This window comes from Brevundimonas sp., from assembly GCF_030682035.1.
In the GTDB taxonomy this organism is placed as follows: Bacteria; Pseudomonadota; Alphaproteobacteria; order Caulobacterales; family Caulobacteraceae; genus Brevundimonas.
The window spans coordinates 47219-68341 of the sequence record NZ_JAUXQZ010000003.1 but is presented as its reverse complement, the minus strand read 5'-3'; the positions used below and the strand labels follow the sequence as shown (position 1 = coordinate 68341).

The window sequence follows — 21123 nt, the reverse complement described above, 5'->3', positions numbered from 1 at the left end:
TCGAGACCCCCGTCCCCTGCTGCCCGTCCCCTGCTGCCCGTCGCCTACTGCTTAACCCCTATTTCCACTCCGGCCCGACGACGTCGAAGCCACGCGCCTCGAGCCCGTCCAGCACCCCGCCTTCGTCCGCCAGCAGGCGGATCGGGGCGACGCCCATGGTCACACCCGGGGAAATCATCGCCGTTTCGATCGCCGCCGCCCATTGTTGCCGCAGCTGCGGTGCAATCTCAGGGTCGCCCCAAGGCCAGCACTGGTTCAGCGCCCGATCGATGGGCGAGGCGACGACGTCTGCGACCCGCAGGGCGCGCCAGTCCTCGGCCCGCTCGCGGGCGGCGTCAGGGCCTTGTTCGGCCGCAGCGATGGCGGCCTCGACACAGGGAACGTGGGCCGTTTGGGGGGCGGTGATCAGGCTGTCGATCAGCTCGTCGCCGCGGACCGTGCCGACCGGCCGCATCTCCACCCGGGCCCGGCGGGCTGCGCGCCGGATCACATCCGTCGCGTCATCCCCACTTCGGCCCCGCGTATAACCGGCCTTGTCCTGCATCAGGTCGATCCCGACAAACAGCAGGCTGGTGCGCCGCCAGTTCTGACTACGCTCGTCCGCCATCACGGCCTCCAGCCGCGCTTGGTATTCCGGCGTCAGATAGTCGGCGGACGTCCGGCCCTCGGGCAGCAGACCGATGGTCCGGGCACGCCAGATGGCGCGGAACAGATCGGCGCCCGAGAGCCGGCCCTCCTGCGGGAACAGGATCTGGTTCGAGCGGGCCGCCGCCGCCTCGAGGTCGTCGGGCCGCCACGACAGGTCGCGTGGAATACGGGTGATGGCCCCGACCAGGATCAGCGTGCTGTCGCCCCGGGTCACGGTCCACATCGGGGCGCCGGAGCGACGGGCCAGCACCACGACATCGTCCAGTTGCGACACCTGGGACCCGGGAGTCTGGCCATAGGTCATGCCCGGGAACCCGGCTCCGGCCATCAGAACCAGTGCTGCAGCGACGACTGCGAATATTCTCACAACTATACCTGCTTCGATTGAACAAGACCGAGTAACGCCACGCCCATTTCAGAACACAAACGTGACAGCGCCGTAATGATAACTTCGAATTAATCCACCTGTCTGTCTTGTAACTGGAGAGCGGAACGACAGGACGCCACACCTTCGTCACACGACGAGGGGAATCCTGCAATGACCAAGACCATCCTGCTGGCGACGACGGCCTTTCTGCTGACTGCGGGCACGGCCGCCGCCCAGACTCCCGCGCGCGCCCCGGCGCCCCAGGCGGAAACCTCACAGCAGGGCGTGCTGGTCTTCACCCCCGACTTCTTCGCCGACCAGCGCCCGAATACCGCCCTGGACATGGTCAGCCGGGTGCCCGGTTTCTCGGTTCAGGACGGCGACGGCTCGCGCGGCTTCGAGGGTGCAGTCGGCAACATCCTGATCAATGGGTCGCGACCGGCCTCCAAGAACGACACCGGCTCCTCGGTCCTTTCGCGGACCTTGGCGCCCCAGGTCGAGCGCATCGAACTCATCCGTGGCGGAGCCCCGGGCATCGACATGCAGGGCTATGCAGTAGTCGTGAACGTCATCACCCGCAGCCAGGCCAGCACGGAACAGATCCTGACGGCTAATATGGCCTTCTTCGAAGGCGGCGCCGATCGCGGCTTCGGCCAGTACCAGTTCACCCGCCGCAACGGCGACCGGGTCTGGGGCTTCACCCTGGCAGACGGCGTGGCCATCGACGATTCCAACGGCGTCGGCAGGGTCATCCGCCGCGACGCCAACGGCGCCATCCTGCGCGACGAGGGCTACTACAGCGACCAGACCGGCGGAGGCCAGGGCGTGCGGGTCAATTTCGCCAACGCCTTCATGGGCGGCAAGATCGACCTCACGGCCCGCCTGGGTGTCAACGACTACAGCCAGTACAGCCTCCAGGACGGACCGGGCATCCTGCGCGACAACCGTTTCGCCGAAGAAGGCACGAGCGGCGAAGTCGGCGCCGTCTTCACCCGGTCGATTAGCGAAGGCCTGACGTCCGAGACCCGCTTCATCCGCGAATGGAACGATTTCGAGAACGCCTCGACCTCCCGGACAACGGCAAATGGCGTCGCAAGCCCCGAGCAGCGCTTCGCCTCGGAGGGCAATGCGTCCGAGACGATCCTGCGTTCGTTGATTCGCTGGGAACGATCACCGTCCCTTACGCTGGAGGCCGGCGGCGAGCTCGCCTACAATATGCTCGAAATCGACCAGGCGCTCACGGTCGGCGGCGTCGGCATTCCCCTGCCGTCCGATCAGATTATGGTCGAGGAGACGCGGGGGGAGCTGTTCAGCAAGGCGACATGGCGCATGCGTCCCAACCTGAGCGTCGAGGGCGGGCTGCGGCTCGAGGCCTCGACCATCACCCAGTCCGGCGATGCCGATCAGGAGAAGAGCTTTTACTACGCCAAGCCGCGGCTGCAGCTGACCTGGACGCCCCGTCCCCAAAATCAGGTCCGTTTTCGCTTTGAACGCGACGTGGGCCAGCTGGACTTCGGCGACTTCGCGGCGGGCGCGGATCTGGAAGACGAACAGCTGTTCGGCGGCAATGTTGACCTCGAGCCCGAGGAGCGCTGGATTTCGGAACTCACTTATGAGCGGCGGTTCCTCGGCGACGGCATCGTCTCCATCGGCTACCGCCATGACGAGATCATTGGCGTCATCGACCGCCTGCCCTTGCCGCAAGGTCTGTCGGCGGTGGGCAACATCGGCGACGGGACGCTGGACCAGCTGGCCGTCAATGTGCTTGTTCCGCTCGATTGGACCGGCTTCTCGGGGGGCCAGTTCCAGTTCAGGAACACCTGGAACGACACGACCGTGACCGATCCGACCTCGGGCGAGGAACGGCCCATCTCCGGCATCCGGCCTTCACAACCCGCCTTCACCATCTCCCAGGACATCACCACCTGGAAGATCAACTGGGCGGTGACATACCTCGAGAGCCTGCGCCAATTCCGCTTCGACCCGGACCAGGTCTCGGGCTTCACCGGCAGCGACTATTTCGAGGCCAACATCGAGTACAAGCCGACGCCGACCTTGGCCATCCGTGCTCAGGTCAACGTCTGGAACGACTTCCAGGCCGAGCGCACCGTCTTCGCCGACCGGTCGGCCGCCCGCCCCGTCGCCTTCACCGAACTGCGCTCCACGGATCCACGCACCTTCTGGCAGATCCGGATCAGGAAGACGTTCTGACGATGGGCCACCCCGCCGCCCCAAGCCTGTCGGCGATTTAATCCACCTGTCCAGCTTGTAACTGGAGACGCCGCCGGCCGCCGGGCACCGTTTCCTCCAACAGGGAGAGGGACGGATGAACAAAGCGATCTGGCTGGCCGGGGTGGCCGTATGCGGGTTGGGCGGGCCAGCGATGGCCCAGACCGCGCCCGTCCAGAATGGGCCGGTCGCCGCCGCCCAGCAGGGCGTGCTGGTTTTCGAACCGGCCTTCTTCGCCGACGCCCGGCCCGACACGGCCCTGGACATGATCTCCCGCCTGCCCGGCTTCGCCTTCGAGTCGGGCGACAGCGGCACGCGCGGGCTGGCGGGCACAGCGGGCAACGTCCTGATCGACGGCGCCCGGCCCTCAACCAAGAGCGACAGCCTGGATCAGATCCTGCGCCGCATCTCGGCGGCCGGCGTCGCCCGCGTCGAACTGATCCGCGGCGGTGCGCCCGGGATCGACATGCAAGGCCGATCCGTGGTGGCCAACGTCGTCCTGATCCGCACCGTAACGACCGAGCGGGTGATTGAGGCGAACACATATGTCTATCCCGACGGCTACCTCGGCTCGGTGCTCTCGGCGCGTTGGTCCAGGCGCGAGGGTGATGAGCAGATCGAAGGCTCGATCAGCGGCTTCTCGGACCGGACTGACGGCACAGGGGAAGGCTTCCGCCGCCGCTATGACGCAGGCGGCGCCCTGATCCAGGACGCCGATCTGGTGCTCTGGGACCGGATCCGCAATGTGCGCGCCACCGGCGCCGTTCAGCGCCGCGTCGCCGGCGGTCTTTTGCGTGTCAACGGCCTGCTGGGCTGGTTCGGCAAGGAGAACTCGCAGGACCTGCTGATCCGCTCCGGCCCCGGCGCCGACAGCTTCAACGATGAGGAAGCAAGCAACGTCAACAGCGAGCTGGGCGTCAATTGGACCTGGGACCTGAGCCCGCGCACCGGGCTGGAGTTGACCGGTCTGCAACGCTATTCCACCGAGGAATACACCGGCGTTTCGGAAAGCAGCGGCGACAGTTCGACCTTCACCGCCGACGGAACCTCGGGCGAGTCCATCGGTCGCGCCGTCCTGCGATTCCGCCCCAACGACCGCTGGTCGCTCGAGACCGGCGGCGAGGTGGCCTACAACTTCCTGGACAGCGCCACCGCCTATTCAGAGAACGGCGTCCCGATTCTTCTGCCGTCATCCTCGGTCAAGGTCGAGGAACTGCGGGGCGAGGTCTTCGGCCAGGTCACCTGGCGCCCGAGCCCGACCCTGACCGTAGAAGGCGGACTTCGCGTCGAAGTCTCTGAAATCAGCCAGTCCGGCGACAGCGACCTGACCAAGTCCTTCGTCTATCCTAAGCCCCGCCTCCAGGCGACCTGGACGCCCTGGACCGGCCACCAGTTCCGCTTCCGCGCCGAGCGCGAGGTGGGCCAGCTGGATTTCGGCGACTTCATCGCCTCGGCCGACATCGACATCGGCCAGGTCGAGGGCGGCAACCCCGATCTGGAGCCGCAGAAATCGACCGTGCTGGAAGCCATCTACGAGCGCCGCTTCTGGGGCGAGGGCGTGTTTGACGCCACCTACCAGTACGCCGAGGTCGAGGATGTGGTGGACGTCATCCCCCTGACCGGCGGCTTCGACGGCGTAGGAAATATCGGAGACGGAACCGCCAGCTTCTTTCAGCTGCGCCTGACGCTGCCGACCGACCGGCTCGGCATTCCCAACGGCCGCTTGCAGACGCGCGGCAGCTGGTCCTCGACCTCGGTGCTTGATCCGGTGACGGGCGAGGAGCGCCGCTTCCAGGGTAATCAGGCCTTCGGTTGCGGCATCGGCTTCAATCAGGATCTGGCGGGCGGCCGCTGGTCCTACGGTTTCGACCACGGCTGCAACGTCGATAAGGGCCGCGCCTTCCGGGTGCGCGAGGTGCGGACGTTCCATTCGGAGCCGAACGTCAGCGCCTTCGTGCAGTGGAAGCCAGAACGCGACCTGACCGTCCGTCTCGATCTGGGCAACGCCACCGACCGCGCAAGGGGTTACGACCGCGACATCTACACCGGCCCCCGCGACACCGCCCCGCTGGCCTTCCGCGAGGTGCGCCGCACCCATATGAGCCCGTGGCTGTTCGTCCAGATAAGAAAGACCTTCTGAAGAAGGCGTCCCCACGTCCCCGAAACTGACGGCGCGCCCGCCCTCGACGCGCCAAAAAGGGCGGAACCTCGCGGTTCCGCCCTTTCTGTATTCGGCGGTGGTCCCGATCAGCCCGCGGTGCTGGCTCCGGGATTGGCGACGTTGCCGTCTTCCTGACCGCGATCGGTCAGGGTCGGGCCGGGGTGGTTGCCCGCGTCATTGGCACCATGCGACCAACCCTTGATCAGGAAGCTGATCAGGATGAAGCCGATGCCGATGCCGACGCCCCAGAGACCTAGCTGGTTGAAGACACCCAGAGATGTCTCGAGTGCGCCGGCAGGGTCCAGTACTTGTCCCCCCACGGTCTCGGTGCCCGCAAGGCCCGAGATGACGCCGCCGACGTACTGGGCGATGGAACTGGCGAGGAACCAGACGGCCATCATGAAGCTGACCACCGAGGCGACAGACAGCTTCGTGATTTCCGAAAGACCGACCGGCGACAGGAAAAGCTCGCCGGTGGTATGGAACAGATAGAGCAGACCCAACGTGATGAGCGGCACCCGAAAGGCGCTGTCCACCATACCCGCTCCTGCTGCCCAAACCACGATCAGGAAACCAAAACCAACCTGAACGATCCCGAGACCGAACTTCATGGTTGGGTTCGGGTCCATCTTGCGACTGGCGAGGAAGGCCCATAGGGCCGCCAGGATCGGCGCGAAGATCAGGATGAAGCCGGCGTTGAACGACTGGGTCTGGGCGGCCGTAATGGTCGCGTCGATCCAGAAGCCGGTGGGTGTCGCGATCCCTGCGGCCTCCAACTGCGCCGGCGTGCCCACGGTGACGCCCAGCAGGTTGAAGGCCGTCGGCGTCAGGCTGAGGTCGACGTTGCGGTCGGCGAACAGGTTCAGCGAAGTGCCGGCCTGCTCGAACAGGGTGAAGAACACGACGGCGCCGACGATCAGCACCATGGCCAACTGCATCCGCTCGCGCTGGACCTTGTCGCACTTGGTGACGAGGAACCAGACTATGTAGGCCACGGAGGCAACGGTTGCGGTCAGCAGCAGGGCGCCGATGACGTTGAGGAACTCGATCGCCTTGACGGCGAAGGAGACCTCGCCGCCCATCGCCGCCACCGTCGCTACGGTTTCGGCGACCCAGACCCGCACCGCAGCATCAGCCACGAACAGCAGGACGATCGGAATCACCCCGAGGACGCCGAACAGATAGATCGTCCATTCGCGGTTCAGCGGACCGAACGCCCTCTCACGCAGAAGAGCCGGGTTCGGCGGCTCGCCATTGCCGTCCAGCAGGGGCTTGCCGAGCATGAACACGACCCAGCCCAAGGCCATACCGATCCCGGCAAGACCGAAGCCCGCCCACCAGCCGACCGTCTGGCCCAGCAGGCCGCAGAGAACTGCGGCCCAGAAGGCCCCCAGGTTGATGCCGTAGTAGTAGAGGGTGAAGCCGGAATCCCGCCGCGGATCACCCTGCGGATAGAGCTGTCCGACGATCGTCGAGATGTTCGGCTTCAGGAAGCCGACCCCCATGATGATCAGTGAAATGGCGAGGTAGAAGACGTTGACGCCCATGGCGTCGCGAGACTGCTTCATCTCGTAGGAGTCGGGGGCCAGCGTCGCCGGCAGCGGCGAACCCGCCGGCAGGTCTGCAATGGCGATTCCACCGCCCTCGGCCGGGCCGAAGGTGTAGTTCTTGCCATCAACAACGATGGCGACCTCGCGAGCCGCGCCACGTCCCTCCGCAGCGATCTCATAGGCAGTGCCGCCGTAGGTCAGGGTCTCCGTCGCGGGACGGCCCTCAAGCGCCATCATTCCGTGCCCGGCCACCAGCAGCAGGGCGCCGAAGGCGATGGCCTTGCGGGTGCCGAGGAACCGATCCGCCATCAGACCGCCCACCAAGGGCAGCAGATAGACCAGCGAAGTGTAGGAGCCGTAGGTGGAACCGGCTCGCGCATCATCGAACAGGAAATGTTGGGTCAGGAAGAAGATCAGGATGCCGCGCATGCCGTAGTAGGAGAAGCGCTCCCACATCTCGGCGAAGAACAGGATGATCAGTCCGCGCGGGTGGTTCTTCAGGATCTGCATCAGCACGGGGATGCCCGTGAGCAGGGTGATAATCAGGCCTGCGATAATGACGATATTCATGCCTGGTCTCCCCAGATGCATCGGGACTCAGTCCCGCCGGGCGTCAAAAGCGCCCCCCCAGTGTCCGTTCTACTCAACGGCCCGCTCCCATATTGCTGCGCCCCACCTGACGCGCGAGGTCGCATAAGCAGCACGCGGAGGAAGACCGGACAAGTGTTAAGGGTAAATTGGCTGTGAGGTGGCGCGTCAGCGTGCGACGCGGCAGGATGGCCGAGAATAGGTTTTGGGCGAGCTGCAATGACCACGACGCGGCGATCAGCGCTGATAGGATTGGGCGGTGTCATGGCCCTCGCGGCCTGCACGCGCGACGCGGGCGGTCGTGCCGGAGACGTGGTCGCGGCGGGCTCCCCGGCGGCCCTGCTGATCTGGGCGGTGGCGCGGGAACGGTTGGCCGGCTGGCCGCGCAAGCCGTCAGCGCAGGCGCTGGCGGCCCTGCCCTCCCTCGCGGCGGACCTGCCTGAACTGGGCGCGTTGGGCGGTGGCGGCCGGCCCGCCAATCTGGAGGCTCTGGCCGCGCTCAAGCCCCGGCTGGTCATCGACTACGGCGACACCGATCCCGAGAATCAGGCCCTCGGCGAGCGCATGAAGACCCGGTTGGGCGTCGACTGGCGTCTGATCGACGGCGCCCTGGCCCGGATTCCCGAGGCCATTCGCGAGGCCGGCGCCCTGCTGGACACCGACCGCGCCGCCGTCGGCCTGGCCGAGGAGGCCGCCAGGGTGCTGGACCGCTGGCGGCGCGCCCTAGGCGGGCCGAGTTTCTACTATGCGCGCGGCGTCGACGGGCTGGAGACCGGGTTCCGCGGCGCCTTGGCCACCGAGGTGCTGGAAGGCGCCGGCTGGACCAATGTCGCCGAGGGGTCACGCGACATCGGCCGCGTCACGCGCGAACAGGTCGCCGCCTGGGACCCCGAGGTGCTGGTCACCCTGAACCCGGCCTTCGCCGCCGCGACCCGTCGCGATCCTGTCTGGCGCACCCGCCGCAACGGCGGCCGGCGACGACTGTTGCTCCTGCCCGACAGGCCATTCGGCTGGATCGACCGCCCGCCCTCGGTGAACCGCCTGCTGGCCTGCACCTGGCTGGCCGATCCGGCCGGGTCGCCTCTGGCGCTCGCGAGCCTGACCCGCCGCCTCTACGGCATGGCGCCGGTCGAAGTGCCCCTGCCGAGATGGACCGATTGAGCGCGTTGAGGGCCGCCCTGATCCCGGTCGGCCTGATTGCGTTGGCGCTGGCCGGGGCGCTGGCCGTGTTGGCGACCGGGCCGCTGGCCGTGACGCCGGACGCGCTTTTGGCCGCCGTGATCGGGCGGGGATCGCCCGAGGCGGAACTGGCTCTGAATTTGCGCGGACCCCGGCTGCTGGCGGCCCTCACCACCGGCGCGGCCCTGGCCGGAGCGGGGGCCGGGTTCCAGATCCTGTTCCGCAATCCGCTGGCGGCGCCCGACCTGCTGGGCGTCTCGTCCGGCGCCGGGCTAGGCGCGGCCCTGGCCCTGCTGCTGGGCGCGGGAGCGGCTCTCGTGCAGGGCGCGGCCTTCGCGGGCGGACTGGCCGCCGGCGCCTTGGCGCTCGCCTGCGCCGCCCTGACCCGCAGCGGCGACGGCCGGCTGGCCCTCATTCTGTGCGGCGTCGTCGCGGGCGCCCTGGCCTCCGCCGGTCTGGGCCTCGTGGTCATCCTCGCCGAGCCCTATTCGCAGCTGCCCTCGATCACCTTCTGGCTGCTGGGGTCTTTTACGCGGGCGACCTTGGCCGAGGCGGTCGTCGCCCTGGTCCCGGTCGCGGTCGGCGCCGCGGTGCTGATGGGACTGGGGTTCCGGCTCGACATCCTGTCGCTCGGCGACGAGCAGGCGCGGTCGCTGGGCCTGCGCGCCCGTCCGTTGCGACTGTTGGCCCTCGCCGGCGCCGCCCTGATGACCTCCTCGGCGGTGGCCGTGGCGGGCGTGGTCGGCTGGATCGGCCTGCTGGCCCCCCACGCCGCCCGGCTGATCGTGGGCGAGCGGGCCGGGCGGCTGATCCCCGCCGCCATGGCGCTGGGCGGCCTGTTCGCCCTCGTCATCGACCGGCTGGCCACCGCCTTCGGCCCGGCGGAAATCCCCGTCGGCCTGTTGTCCGCCGCCATCGGCGCGCCCGCCTTCCTGATCCTGTTCGTCGCCACATCGAGGCGGACATGAGCGGTCTCCGGCTGGAGGGCCTGGTCGCCGGACGGGCCAAAGGCTTCCGCCTGCCGCCGCTCGACCTGACCGTCGAACCCGGCGAGGTTCTGGCCCTGGTCGGCCCCAACGGGGCGGGCAAGACAACCCTGTTGAAGACCCTGGCCGGACTGTTGCCGCCGCGGGCGGGCGGGCTCGTCGATACCGGCGCCCCGGCCTATCTGCCGCCGCCGGGCGCGGTGTCCGCCGGCTTTTCAGCCCTGCATCTGACAGCCCTGGGCCGGGCTCATCTGCGCCGCTGGTCGCCGGGCCTGACGCCCGGGGACATCGACGCCGCCCGCGGCGCTCTCGACCGGCTGGATGTGCTGGACCTCGCCGAGCGGCCGTTCGACCGGCTATCCAGCGGCCAGCAGCAACTGGTCCTGATCGCCCGGCTGTTCGTACAGGACGCGCCGGTCTGTCTGCTGGACGAGCCGCTGGCCCTGCTGGACCCGTCGCATGCGCAGGCCGTCGAGGCGGCGATCCGGGCGCTGGCTGCCGAAGGCCGGGTCGTCATCGCCTCGACCCACCACCTGCCCTTCGCCGCCCGCGCAGACCGGGTGCTGGCCATCGGCCCCGACTGGATGGAGGTGGGCCCGCCCGCCGAGGCCCTGGCTCCCGACCGCATCCGCGCCCTGTTCGGGGTCGAGGTCGCCGGCTGCCCATGCTGCGGTCAGGCCTTGAGTTGAGCCTTCGCTTGGCCGAGGTTGACGCATCGCTTTTTGGAAGGCCGACCATGTTCCGTTCCCGCCTGACTCTCGCCGCCGTCGCCCTAGCCTTGTTCGCCTCACCCGCCGCCGCGCAGGAGGCGCCGCGCTGGTCTTTCGCCATCCATGGGGGCGCAGGGGTGATCGAGCGCGACAGCCTGAGCCCAGAACAGGACGCCGCCTATCGCGCCGCCCTGCACCGCGCGCTCGAGGCCGGGTCGGCGGTGCTGGCCGCCGGCGGCTCGGCGCTGGACGCGGTCCAGGCCGCGATCGAGCTGATGGAGGATGATCCGCTGTTCAACGCGGGTCGCGGCGCGGTCTTCACCGCCGCCGGGCGCAACGAGCTGGACGCCGCCGTCATGAACGGCTCGGACCTGAGCGCCGGGGCCGTGGCCGGCCTGACCACCACTCGCCATCCGATCGCCGCCGCCCGGGCGGTGATGGAACAGTCGCCGCACGTCATGCTGATCGGCCAGGGGGCCGACAGTTTCGCCGCCTCGGTCGGGCTGGAGCAGGTCGATCCAGCCTTCTTCTTCACCGAGCGCCGCTGGCAGGGACTGGAGGCGGCCTTGCGGGCGCAGAATCTGCCGGTCCCGGAACGGCCCGCCGGGGCGCCCGGACCGCAGGCGGAGAACACCCTGCCGGCGCCGCCGCTGAACGAGCGGAAATTCGGCACGGTCGGCGCGGTGGCTCTGGACAGCGAGGGCCGGCTTGCCGCCGGCACCTCGACCGGCGGCATGACCGCCAAACGCTGGGGCCGGGTCGGGGACGTGCCGGTGATCGGGGCGGGGACCTATGCGTCGAACCGTGAGGGGTGCGCGGTGTCGGCGACGGGAGACGGGGAGTTCTACATCCGCGCCAGCGTGGCTCGCGACATCTGCGCCCGCATCGCCGGGGGATCGACATCTCAGACCGCGGCGCAGGCCGAGGTTGATGACGCCCTGTCGCTGGGCGGTTCCGGCGGGGTCATCGTCATGGACCTGCAGGGCCGACCCAGCTTCGCCATGACCAGCTCAGGTATGTATCGCGGCGCCGTATCCGACAGCGGAGCCGCGGGCGTCGCCATCTACGGCGACGAGGACCTCCGTCCGTGACCCATCCCGGCGTCCTGGATCTGGCCGACAAGTTCGCCGGGTTCTCCGACCACTGGCGGCCGCGTGTGGCGGCGCAGCTGAACGGGCAGGACGTGCGGCTGGTCAAGGTGCAGGGCGTCTTCCCGTGGCACAGTCACGCCGAGGCCGACGAACTGTTCCTTGTTTGGAAGGGCCGGTTCCGGGTCGAGTTCCGGGATCGGGTCGAGACGCTGGATCCCGGCCAGTTCATCGTCGTGCCGCGCGGCGTAGAGCACCGCACCGCCGCCGACGCGGAGGCCGAGGTGCTGGTCTTCGAACCATCGGAGGTGGTCAACACCGGCGACGCCGCCGTCTCCGAATTCACCGCCCCGATGGGACTGACGATCTGATGAACAAGTCCGACATACCCGGCGTCATCGCCCCGCCGCCGCTGATCTATCTCGGCTTTCTGCTGGCAGGCTGGGGTCTGGCCGAACTCGGCGCCCGGCCCGAGGCGGTGGAGGCCGGTTTCGGCTGGCTGGCGGCCCCCTTCGGGCTGGCGATCGAGGTCCGGCGCGGCGTCGCCCTGACGCTGATCGTCGGCGGCCTGTTGCTGGACGGGATGGCGGCGGGGCTGTTCCGGCGCCGGGGCACGGCGGTCCAGCCGTGGAAGCCGTCGACCGCCCTGGTCATCGAGGGTCCCTATCGGTTCAGCCGCAATCCGATCTACGTCGGCTTCGCCATCACCTATGTCGGCCTGGCCATCGCCATGAACAGCTGGGTCGCCCTGCTGCTGCTGCTGCCCTGCCTTGTGGTCGTCGACCGGTTCGTGATCCAGCGCGAGGAGCGGTATCTCGCCGCCAAATTCGGCGCCGTCTATGAGGCCTATCGCGCGCAGGTGCGCCGATGGCTGTGAGCGATGACGAACTGTCGGCCATGGCCATCGAGGAGCTGGATCAGGCCTGCAGCTTGATCTGGCCCGAGCTGATGAAGGTCACGCCATGGGGCGACAGCTTCATCGGCATCGCCCCCTCCGGGCGTGAGGTCGAGATCGAGCGCCGCTACCTGTGGGCGCATGAACCCGAGGGCGCTGTCGCCGTCGAGATCGAGGTCCGCGACGTCGGCGCCCGCACCGGGGCCGAGGCGCGGGCGCTGATCACCCCGCCGTGCTGATTGCCGCAAAGATCGCCTCCGACGGGAATCGATTACACCGTTAACCTTTGTCGTTGCCAAGCGTAGCGGTGGGGGCAAGATGCGCCCCGCACGGTTCACGGTCTTCAGGGGAGAGCAGCATGTCCTACGGCGCCGACTTCGCCAACGCCGACCCGGCCAACGCCCCGCTGGACGGGCCGCTGTTCATCGGTGCCGATCCCTTCTTCTGGGGCGCTATCCTGCTGGGGCTGGTCGCCGCCCTGATGCTGGGATGGTATCTGGGCGCGCGGTCGAGCTCGCGCCGTGGCGACGCCGCCCACGCCATCTGGGAGGCGATCAACGACGCCGCCCGCTCCGCTATGGCTGTCGACGACAATGCCTTGCGGGGTCGCGCCGAACATCTCCAGAAAGTGATCCAAGCCCGCTTGGGCAAGACGCTCGGCCTTGCAAAGGGCATGTCCCGACAGATCAGCCGGCTAAAGGACGCCGTCGATGGCAAGGCGCTGGCCGAAGCCCACGGGCACGGCGGTCACGGTCATGGCGGCGGCCACGGCGCCGCGATCCACTCCCCGGCTCACGACGCCCCTGCCGCACACGACGTCCACGCCAGTCCCGCGGTCACCATCGTCAATGTCAACGCCGCGGCGACGGGCAACACGACCGGTGATCATCCCCCGAGTCCCGACGCCAGGCCGGAGATGCGCGACCTGAACCGTCGCGAACAGACCGACGCCCTGCGCCTGGCCGTCGCCCATTTCGCCGAACACTGGCGCGAGGAAGGAGCCCGGGTCCGCGAACTGCGCGACGCCCACGCCGAGCTGGGCAACCCGGGTCCGCCGCGTGCGGTCCGCTCGACGCGCCCGCCCGCCGGACGCATCAGCGGAACCCGCGCCACCCATTGAAAACCCGGTTTCGTCCCCCGGAGAAACCGCCTAAGCCTTGAGCCATGAAACTCGCCTCGCTCAAGCACGGCCGTGACGGTCGCCTCGTCCTCGTCTCCAACGACCTCGCCTGGTTTACCGACGCCTTCCTGATCGCCCCGACGCTACAGGCGGCGCTGGACGACTGGGACCGGCTCGAGCCCGACCTGCGCGCCTTGGCCGAAAGTCTCGAACACGGCGGCGTGCCGCGAGGGCGGTTCCACGAACGCGAGGCCGCGGCGCCCTTGCCGCGCGCCTATCAATGGGCCGACGGCTCGGCCTATGTGAACCACGTCGCCCTGGTGCGGCAGGCGCGCGGCGCGGAAATGCCCGACAGTTTCTGGACCGATCCTCTGATGTACCAGGGCGGCTCCGACGGCTTCCTCGCCCCACGCGACCCCATCCCCCTGGCCGACGAGAGCTGGGGCTGCGACCTTGAGGCCGAGGTGGTGGTCGTCACCAGCGACGTGCCCCAGGGCGTGACGCGCGAAGAGGCGCTGGACTGCATCCGCCTGGTCGGACTGGTCAATGACGTCAGCCTGCGCAACCTGATCCCGGCGGAATTGGCCAAGGGCTTCGGCTTCGTCCAGTCCAAACCCGCCTCCGCCCTGTCGCCGGTGTTCGTCACCCCGCGCGCGCTCGGCGGCCGCTGGGCCGACGGCAAGCTGAAGGGCGAACTGAACGTCCAGCTGAACGGCGCCGAATTCGGCAAGGCCGACACCGGGACCGACATGACATTCGACTTCGGCGCCCTGATCGCGCATCTGGCCAAAACTCGCGCGTTGTGCGCCGGAACCATCATCGGTTCAGGCACCGTCTCGAACCGCGACGCCGACGGCGGCCCGGGCAAGCCGGTCAGCGACGGCGGCCTCGGCTATTCCTGCATCGCCGAGGTCCGCACCGTTGAGACCATTCTGCGCGGCAAGGCCGAGACGCCCTTCCTCAAGGCCGGCGACACCGTCCGCATCGAAATGCTGGACGACCACCACCACTCGATCTTCGGGGCCATCGAGCAGACGGTCGCTGCGGTGTAGGTCTCGCGCGCCATCACCGCAGCCGGTCCCTGACAGGACAGCACCAGGCCGCTCAGGGCGATTGTCAGCCATCGTCTCATCGCGCGCATCCATCGGTTTCCCGGACCAGAGGCGCTGACGGCGCTTTACGGATGCGCCGGACGGATTAAGCTTCCGCCACGTCTGCGCCCCGAACGCGGGCAAGCGGCGAACTGTCGATAGGGGATCACCATGCCGGAAATGTCGCCACAGGTCCTCGGACCGCTGATCGGGCTGGCGATCGCCCTGCCGCTGATTTTTCTGCGCAACCGCAAGCCCCGGACCCTGAATCCGCAGTGGATGTGGGTCATGCCGGCGATCATCGTGCCGTTGATGGGTCTCGCGCTCTGGGGAACCAGCATGGACCCGGCGACCCCGCACGTCGCGTTCGACGGACTGGCGTGGGCCATCGTGGCGATCGGTCTCATCCTCGGCGGAGCCTTCGGCTGGGGGCGGGGCAAGATGACCACCATCGAGAAACACGCTGACGGAACGCTGAGTGCGCAGGCCTCGCCCATCGGCCTGATCCTGATCATCGCCGTTATGCTGGGCCGCCGCGCCCTGAGCGGTTTCCTTGAACCGCACGCTGCGGAGTGGGGCCTGAATGCGCTGGCCATCACCGACGCCTTCCTCGTATTCGTCGTCGGCATGATCGTCATCCAGCGCGTCGAGATGTTCATCCGCGCCCGCCGCATCCTGGCGGGAGGGACGGACAGCCATGTCGAGGCGGCGGCGTGAAGCCCCGTCACCCCATCCGACGTCGGGCCGGCATGAACACCGATCCGCATTGACCTGATCTAACCCCCCACGCTACCAAGCGCGCCTGCCGAAGCGAGCAACCGGCCTGTGCGGGCGTGGTGGAACTGGTAGACGCGCCGGACTCAAAATCCGGTTCCGAAAGGAGTGCCGGTTCGACCCCGGCCGCCCGCACCATCTCTTTGTTGGCCTATCGCCTTTCGGCTGCTTGAGGCCGGTTTGGCCTGTCGCGCCGTCGCGCTACCTGAGGCGGACCACTTCCCCGTCTTCCTTTACGAAACTGTCCGGCGTCCGTTCGAGCAGGTCGAAAACCCGTTCCGACGGCCGGCAAATCGCGGCGCCCTTCGGCGTGCGCACCATGGGGCGGTTCACCAGCACCGGATGTTCCACCATGGCGGCGAGGATGGTCGCGTCGGACACATCGGCAGCCAGCAGGCCGAACTCGGCGGCGACCGCTTCCTTCTCCCTCAGCGCTTCGCGCGGCGTGATCCCCGCCTCGGCGAACAGGGCTCCCAGCTGGTCCAGGGTCCAGCCGGCCTGCAGATATTCGACCACCTCAGGTCGATAGCCCGCGGCCTCAACCATGGCCAGGACGTTGCGAGAGGTGCCGCAGGCGGGGTTGTGAAAGACAGTGATGGGGAAGTCGGTCATGGGGCGCTCTCCTCGCGCAGAAGCCATCGGAAAACAACCAGCGCAGCGAGGGCGCCGGCGATCTGGGCGGCGATGAAGGTCGGCGCGGACGAAGGCGCGATCCCGGCGAAGGTGTCGCTCAGGCTCCGCGCCAGCGCCACCGCCGGATTGGCGAAGGAGGTCGAGGCGGTGAACCAGTAGGCGGCGGTGATATAGAGGCCCACGAGCGCGGGGACGGCCTGCGGCCGGAACTGGAGTCCGGCAAGGATCACACCGATCAGTCCGAAGGTCGCGATCCCCTCCGACAGCGCCTGCGCCGGCCCGTCCCGCAACCGGGTCGAGGTCTGCATGACCGGCTCGGCGAACATCAGGTGGGCCAGCCAGACCCCGGCGACCCCGCCCAGAGTCTGGGCAATGGCGTAGGCCGCCGCCAGTGGGGGCGGAAGTTCGCGGCGCAGTGCCAGCACCAAGGTCACCGCCGGATTGAAATGGGCGCCGGACACCGGTCCCAGTGTCGCGATCAGCACCGCCAGACCCGCGCCGGTCGCGACCGTATTGGCCAGCAGGGCCAAGGCCGCATCCGGCGTCAGCCGCTCGGCCATGATGCCGGAACCGACAACCACCGCCAGCAGCAACGCCGTTCCCAAGGCTTCAGCGGCCAGCCGGCGGACCGGGTCGAAACCCGGCGCGACCGGCGCAGGAACCGCTTCGGTCATGTCAGGACGCCGCCACGGACCGGCATGCCGCCCGTGCCGCCGCCTCCGCCACCGGCCCGCAGACTTCGGCGGCGCCGCCGCAGCAGTCCTCGGCGAGGAAGGCCATCAGCGCCGCCATCCGGTCAAAACGCGCCGAATAGACGATGGAGCGGCCGGCGCGCCGCGACGCGACCAGGCCGGCCTGGAGAAGGACGTTCAGATGGGTGGACAGGGTGCTGGGCGTCACCTCGACGCGGCGGGCGATGACGCCCGCGGCGAGACCCTCGGGCCCCGCCCGCACCAGGGCGCGGAACACCGCCAGCCGGCTGCTCTGGGCCAGGGCCGACAGGGCCTGGATCGCGGTTTCGCCGTCCATCAGCAGCAGGTCGCCAAAGCGTCCGGCCGACAGCGCCCGCGTTCGCTGGGGACATCGCGTGGCCCCATGTCCTCGCCATAGGTCGTCGCTTCACCGAAGGTGTGGAAGGTTTCCCAGGCCAGGCCGGCCGGATCCCGCACCCATGTCTTGTCCGACCGGGCATAGCAGCAGGTCGCCCCGACCTGATCGACGACAGACTCGCCCGCATCCCTGAGACGCCGCGCGAGCTTCGCGAGGTCTTCGACGCTTTCGACCTGGATGCCCACGTGGTCGACGCCCGTCGATGAGCCTCGCGTTGATATCGCGAAATTCACCGCAGGATCGTCAAGCATCCATTTGGCGTAGTCGTCCTTCACGACCGAGGGACCCGCGCCGAACAGCGCCTGATAGAAGGCGATCGAGGCGGGCAGATCGGCTACTCCCACATGCAGATGAAAGCGGCTCATGATCTGAACTCCCAAAATTTCGATATTACTCGAACTATCGAAGCATCAAGTCAAGCGTCCTGTTTTCGGTGGCGCCCCGGGCGTCGTCCTCGTAGTTGAACGCAACCGGCTGTTCAGGGCGAGGAAACCCCCGGCCGATCCCGGCTTGATCTTTTTGGCCCGCCGGGGCGTTGTCCCACGACGCAGGGAACACGGCCTCAAGCAGCCCGAAGGGCGGTAGGCCAAGCATGAAGGACACGCCGCAATGATGCGCAAGCTCGGACTGGTCTCCGCAATGGCGCTTGCCGCCGCCCTGGGAGGTTGCGCCATGATGCCCGGCTTCGGCTCCGGTTCCGACATGCCCGCGGTCCCGCACTCGGCCACCGCGCCGGTCGAATATGTGCGCGACATCCATTCCCATGCCCGGCCCGAGATCGCGCGGGTCAAGCACGTCGCCCTCGACCTGACGGCCGACTTCGCCGCCAGCACCCTGTCGGGCACGGCAGCGCTGGACATCACGGCCGAGCCGGGCGCCCGGGAGATCGTCCTCGACGTCCGCAACCTCAATATCCAGGACGTGCGGGACGCATCCGGCGCGCCACTCCAGTTCCAGACCGGCGACAACGATCCCCTCCTCGGCCAGCCGCTCACCATCCGCTTCCCGGCCTTCGCGCCCGGCGAACAGCGCCGCATCGTCATCCGCTACGCCACCCGTCCCGACGCCGCCGCCCTCCAATGGCTGACCCCGGCCCAGACGGCGGGCGGCGAGCAACCCTATATGTTCAGCCAGGGCCAGGCGATCCTGACCCGCACCTGGGTTCCTACCCAGGACAGCCCCGGCATCCGCCAGACCTGGGACGCGCGCATCACCGCCCCGTCCGAACTCAAGGTGGTGATGAGCGCCGAGGGCCTGACCACCAGCGGCGAGCCGGCCGGCCCCGGCATGACCGCCTGGCGCTTCCGCATGACCAATCCCGTGCCGCCCTATCTGATTGCGGTGGCCGTCGGCGACGTGGCCTTCGCCGCCATCGACGAACGCACCGGCGTCTGGACCGAGCCGTCGATGCTGGCCGGCGCCCGGGCCGAACTGGTCCCGACGGCCGAGATGGTCGACGCGGCCGAGGCTCTGTACGGCCCCTACCGCTGGGGCCGCTACGACCTGCTGGTGCTGCCGCCCTCCTTCCCGTTCGGCGGGATGGAGAATCCGCGCCTGACCTTCGCCACCCCGACCATCATCGCCGGGGACCAGTCGCTGGTTTCGCTGGTGGCGCATGAGCTGGCGCACAGCTGGTCGGGCAATCTGGTGACCAACGCCACCTGGAACGACTTCTGGCTCAACGAAGGCTTCACCGTCTATTTCGAAAACCGCATCATGGAGGCGCTCTACGGCCGCGACCGCGCCCTGATGCTGCAGTCGCTGGGCTGGGGCGACCTGCAGTCGACGCTGGCCGACCTGCCGCCCGCCGACACCCGGCTGAAGCTCGACCTGGCCGGGCGCGACCCGGACGAGGGCCTGACTGACGTGGCCTATGAGAAGGGCGCCGCCTTCCTGCGCACCATCGAACGCACCGTCGGCCGCGAACGGTTCGACATCTGGCTGAAGGGCTATTTCGAGCGCAACGCCTTCCGGCCCATGACCACCGAACGGTTCCTCGAAGACATCCGGACGCATCTGGTGCGGGGCGACGCCGCGCTGGAAAGCCGGCTGATGATGGACGCCTGGATCTATCAGCCCGGCATGCCCTCCAACTGGCAGCCGCCCGTCTCGACCGCCTTCGCTCCGGTCGACGCCGCCGCCCGCGCCTTCTTCGCCGACAAGGGGCCCGCCTCGGCCATCCCCTGGGCGGGCTGGTCGACCCAGGAGCGCCAGCGCTTCCTGGCCTGGCGTCCCGAGGCCGCCGCCGGCGGCGCCGACTGGCTGACCCCGGCGCAGTTGGCCGATCTGGAGGCGACGCTGAACCTCCGCGGCGAGGGCAATGCCGAACTGGTGTTCGCCTGGCTGCAGATCGCGGTCCAGCACCGCTACCAGCCCGCAGTTCCGACGCTGGAGCGGTTCCTGACCACCATGGGCCGACGCAAATTCGTCCTGCCGCTGTTCACCGGCCTGTGGGCCGAGGGTGACTGGGGCCGGTCGATCGCCACTCCGTTGTATGCCCGGGCCCGCCCCGGCTATCACCCGGTGACGACCAACTCGGTCGACGCCGTGGTGGGCCGGCCCTGACCCATGCGCCTTGACCGCCGCAGTCTGATCGCCGCCGCCGCAACCCTGCCGTGGATCGGCGGCGCGGCGCGGGCGAAAGCGGACGCGCTGGCGCTCGGGGGCCTCGCCGATCCGGCCCGGCCGGACACGGTCATGGGTGTGGGTGTGATCGCTCGCGACGGCGGCGGGGCGGTCGTGCTGGATCAGGCCCACGGTTCGGGCCGGCTGACGATCGACGGCGGCCTGAGAACGCGCCCCTTCACCCTTGATACGCCGATGCGCATCGCCTCCATCACCAAACTGGTCGCCATGACCGCGCTGATGACTCTGGTGGAGGCGGGTCAGCTGTCGCTGGACGACGACGCCGGCGACCTCGCCGGCTTCCCCCTGAGCCACCCCGCCCATCCGGACATCCGCATCACTCCGGCCATGCTGGTCAGCCATACTTCGGGCTTGCGCAACGGACCCAGCTATCCGGTGCCGGTGGGCCGGCCGCTGGCCGAGGCGTTCACGCCCGGCGGCCGGCATTTCGACGAGGGCGGCTGGTTCGCGCCGGTGTCCGAACCGCCGGGTTTCTTCACCTACGCCGACGTCAATTTCGCCGTCCTCGCCCAGATCGCCGAGCGCGTGTCCGGTGAGCGGTTCGACCGCTTCCTGAAACGCACCACGCTGGATCCGCTAGGGCTCGACAGCGGGCTGAACTGGAGCGGCGTCTCCGACGCCGTGCGCGCCCGCGCCTCGGCGGCCTGCCGCCTCATCAACGGCGTCTGGGCTCCGCAGGTCGACGGCGAGGTCCCGCCCGCCCCCGCCATCCGCGTCACCACGCCGCCCGAGGCGCCCGGCCTGACCGCCGACGACTATCGTCCCGGCGAGAACGGCTTTGTCTTCTCGCCACAGGGTGGCCTGCGCGCCTCCGTCCGCGACCTCGACCGTCTGGCCCGGTCGTATGCCGGTCATGACGGGGCTCCACCGCTCGTCTCCCGCGAGACCCTCGACCGCATGAGCGCGCCGCTCTGGACCTGGGACCCGGCCCGCCCGAACGGCCATACCGACCGTGGCCTGCTGCAAAGTTACGGCCTCTCCGTCCACATTCCGACCGGCCGCGACGGCGACGCCTTCTTCGGACCCGGATCACAGGACTGGCGCGGTCATTTCGGCATCGCCTATGGGCTGCAGTCCGGTCTGTTCTGGAACCGCCGCGATGGGCGCACCCTGACGTATATCATCTCCGGCACACCCCGCGACGGCGAGGGCCTGTCCGGCGCCCGCTCGGCCGCCTCGCCGTGGGAGGAGGTCATTTTCGACGCCGCCCTGGCCGCGTGGACGGAACGCTGGTGACGCTCCCGGTCCTGTGACTACGCCCAGCCTTCCCTTCGCGCTTCTCCACCCCTAGGTTCCGCCCCACAAACGGCGGCCAACGCCGACACGCGCTTTCAGGAGACGCCCCATG

Annotated in this window: 20 protein-coding genes and 1 tRNA gene; 15 read left to right on the top strand and 6 right to left on the bottom strand. The window is 68.8% G+C overall.

Going from position 1 to position 21123, the window contains the following annotated elements:
• Positions 1-58: 58 nt before the first annotated feature.
• Positions 59-1015 (bottom strand): TraB/GumN family protein, encoded by a 957-nt coding sequence (locus Q8K49_RS01350; protein WP_305303627.1) that lies wholly within the window; start codon positions 1013-1015, stop codon positions 59-61.
• A gap of 171 nt (positions 1016-1186) precedes the next feature.
• On the opposite strand from Q8K49_RS01350, the gene Q8K49_RS01345 reads away from it, so the two are divergent.
• Together Q8K49_RS01345 and Q8K49_RS01340 are read left to right on the top strand one after the other, a co-directional pair.
• Entirely contained in the window at positions 1187-3226 is a 2040-nt protein-coding gene (locus tag Q8K49_RS01345) for a TonB-dependent siderophore receptor (RefSeq protein ID WP_305303626.1), read from the top strand.
• Positions 3227-3341: 115 nt separating this feature from the next.
• Positions 3342-5384: a TonB-dependent siderophore receptor gene (locus Q8K49_RS01340; RefSeq protein ID WP_305303625.1), complete on the top strand. Its 2043-nt coding sequence runs from the start codon at positions 3342-3344 to the stop codon at positions 5382-5384.
• 107 nt (positions 5385-5491) lie between these two features.
• Here Q8K49_RS01340 and Q8K49_RS01335 read toward each other — a convergent pair whose 3' ends face one another.
• The gene (locus tag Q8K49_RS01335; RefSeq protein ID WP_305303624.1) at positions 5492-7525 is read right to left on the bottom strand and encodes a peptide MFS transporter; all 2034 of its coding nucleotides are present in this window, start codon (positions 7523-7525) and stop codon (positions 5492-5494) included.
• 282 nt (positions 7526-7807) lie between these two features.
• Between Q8K49_RS01335 and Q8K49_RS01330 the strand changes: the two genes are divergently transcribed.
• From Q8K49_RS01330 to Q8K49_RS01280, 11 genes are all read left to right on the top strand, one after another.
• Complete coding sequence (locus Q8K49_RS01330; protein ID WP_305303623.1) at positions 7808-8704, top strand: hypothetical protein; 897 nt, start codon at positions 7808-7810, stop codon at positions 8702-8704.
• The gene (locus tag Q8K49_RS01325) at positions 8701-9690 is read left to right on the top strand and encodes an iron ABC transporter permease (RefSeq protein WP_305303622.1); all 990 of its coding nucleotides are present in this window, start codon (positions 8701-8703) and stop codon (positions 9688-9690) included. The genes Q8K49_RS01330 and Q8K49_RS01325 overlap by 4 nt, the downstream gene beginning before the upstream one ends.
• Positions 9687-10397: an ABC transporter ATP-binding protein gene (locus Q8K49_RS01320; protein ID WP_305303621.1), complete on the top strand. Its 711-nt coding sequence runs from the start codon at positions 9687-9689 to the stop codon at positions 10395-10397. The genes Q8K49_RS01325 and Q8K49_RS01320 overlap by 4 nt, the downstream gene beginning before the upstream one ends.
• 47 nt (positions 10398-10444) lie before the next feature.
• On the top strand, positions 10445-11509 hold the full coding sequence (locus Q8K49_RS01315) for an isoaspartyl peptidase/L-asparaginase family protein (RefSeq protein WP_305303620.1): 1065 nt from the start codon (positions 10445-10447) through the stop codon (positions 11507-11509).
• Positions 11506-11877, top strand: a complete 372-nt coding sequence (locus tag Q8K49_RS01310) for a cupin domain-containing protein (RefSeq protein ID WP_305303619.1) — start codon at positions 11506-11508, stop codon at positions 11875-11877. Before Q8K49_RS01315 ends, Q8K49_RS01310 begins: the two co-directional genes overlap by 4 nt.
• Entirely contained in the window at positions 11877-12383 is a 507-nt protein-coding gene (locus Q8K49_RS01305) for an isoprenylcysteine carboxylmethyltransferase family protein (protein ID WP_305303618.1), read from the top strand. The genes Q8K49_RS01310 and Q8K49_RS01305 overlap by 1 nt, the downstream gene beginning before the upstream one ends.
• Positions 12374-12640 (top strand): hypothetical protein, encoded by a 267-nt coding sequence (locus Q8K49_RS01300; RefSeq protein WP_305303617.1) that lies wholly within the window; start codon positions 12374-12376, stop codon positions 12638-12640. The genes Q8K49_RS01305 and Q8K49_RS01300 overlap by 10 nt, the downstream gene beginning before the upstream one ends.
• A 119-nt stretch (positions 12641-12759) precedes the next feature.
• Positions 12760-13521, top strand: a complete 762-nt coding sequence (locus Q8K49_RS01295; RefSeq protein ID WP_305303616.1) for a hypothetical protein — start codon at positions 12760-12762, stop codon at positions 13519-13521.
• Positions 13522-13565: 44 nt separating this feature from the next.
• Positions 13566-14573: a fumarylacetoacetate hydrolase family protein gene (locus tag Q8K49_RS01290; protein ID WP_305303615.1), complete on the top strand. Its 1008-nt coding sequence runs from the start codon at positions 13566-13568 to the stop codon at positions 14571-14573.
• 210 nt (positions 14574-14783) lie between these two features.
• Entirely contained in the window at positions 14784-15329 is a 546-nt protein-coding gene (locus Q8K49_RS01285; RefSeq protein ID WP_305303614.1) for a CcdC protein domain-containing protein, read from the top strand.
• Positions 15330-15439: 110 nt separating this feature from the next.
• Positions 15440-15524 (top strand) — tRNA-Leu (locus tag Q8K49_RS01280).
• Between the two features lie 63 nt (positions 15525-15587).
• Here Q8K49_RS01280 and arsC read toward each other — a convergent pair.
• The 4 genes from arsC to Q8K49_RS01260 are packed head-to-tail and all read right to left on the bottom strand — an operon-like array spanning position 15588 to position 17494.
• Positions 15588-15998: an arsenate reductase (glutaredoxin) gene (arsC, locus tag Q8K49_RS01275; protein WP_305303613.1), complete on the bottom strand. Its 411-nt coding sequence runs from the start codon at positions 15996-15998 to the stop codon at positions 15588-15590.
• Positions 15995-16693 carry an MIP/aquaporin family protein gene (locus tag Q8K49_RS01270; protein WP_305303612.1) on the bottom strand — a complete coding sequence of 233 codons (699 nt, stop codon included), beginning with the start codon at positions 16691-16693 and terminating at the stop codon, positions 15995-15997. Before Q8K49_RS01270 ends, arsC begins: the two co-directional genes overlap by 4 nt.
• 1 nt (position 16694) lies before the next feature.
• Entirely contained in the window at positions 16695-17048 is a 354-nt protein-coding gene (locus Q8K49_RS01265; RefSeq protein ID WP_305303611.1) for a helix-turn-helix transcriptional regulator, read from the bottom strand.
• Positions 17048-17494 carry an ArsI/CadI family heavy metal resistance metalloenzyme gene (locus Q8K49_RS01260; RefSeq protein WP_305303610.1) on the bottom strand — a complete coding sequence of 149 codons (447 nt, stop codon included), beginning with the start codon at positions 17492-17494 and terminating at the stop codon, positions 17048-17050. Before Q8K49_RS01260 ends, Q8K49_RS01265 begins: the two co-directional genes overlap by 1 nt.
• Positions 17495-17738: 244 nt before the next feature.
• Between Q8K49_RS01260 and Q8K49_RS01255 the strand changes: the two genes are divergently transcribed.
• Both Q8K49_RS01255 and Q8K49_RS01250 read left to right on the top strand, forming a co-directional pair.
• A complete protein-coding gene (locus Q8K49_RS01255) occupies positions 17739-19694 on the top strand; it encodes a M1 family metallopeptidase (protein ID WP_305303609.1) in 1956 nt (651 codons plus the stop codon).
• Positions 19695-19697: 3 nt separating this feature from the next.
• The gene (locus Q8K49_RS01250) at positions 19698-21011 is read left to right on the top strand and encodes a serine hydrolase (RefSeq protein ID WP_305303608.1); all 1314 of its coding nucleotides are present in this window, start codon (positions 19698-19700) and stop codon (positions 21009-21011) included.
• Positions 21012-21123 lie beyond the last annotated feature (112 nt).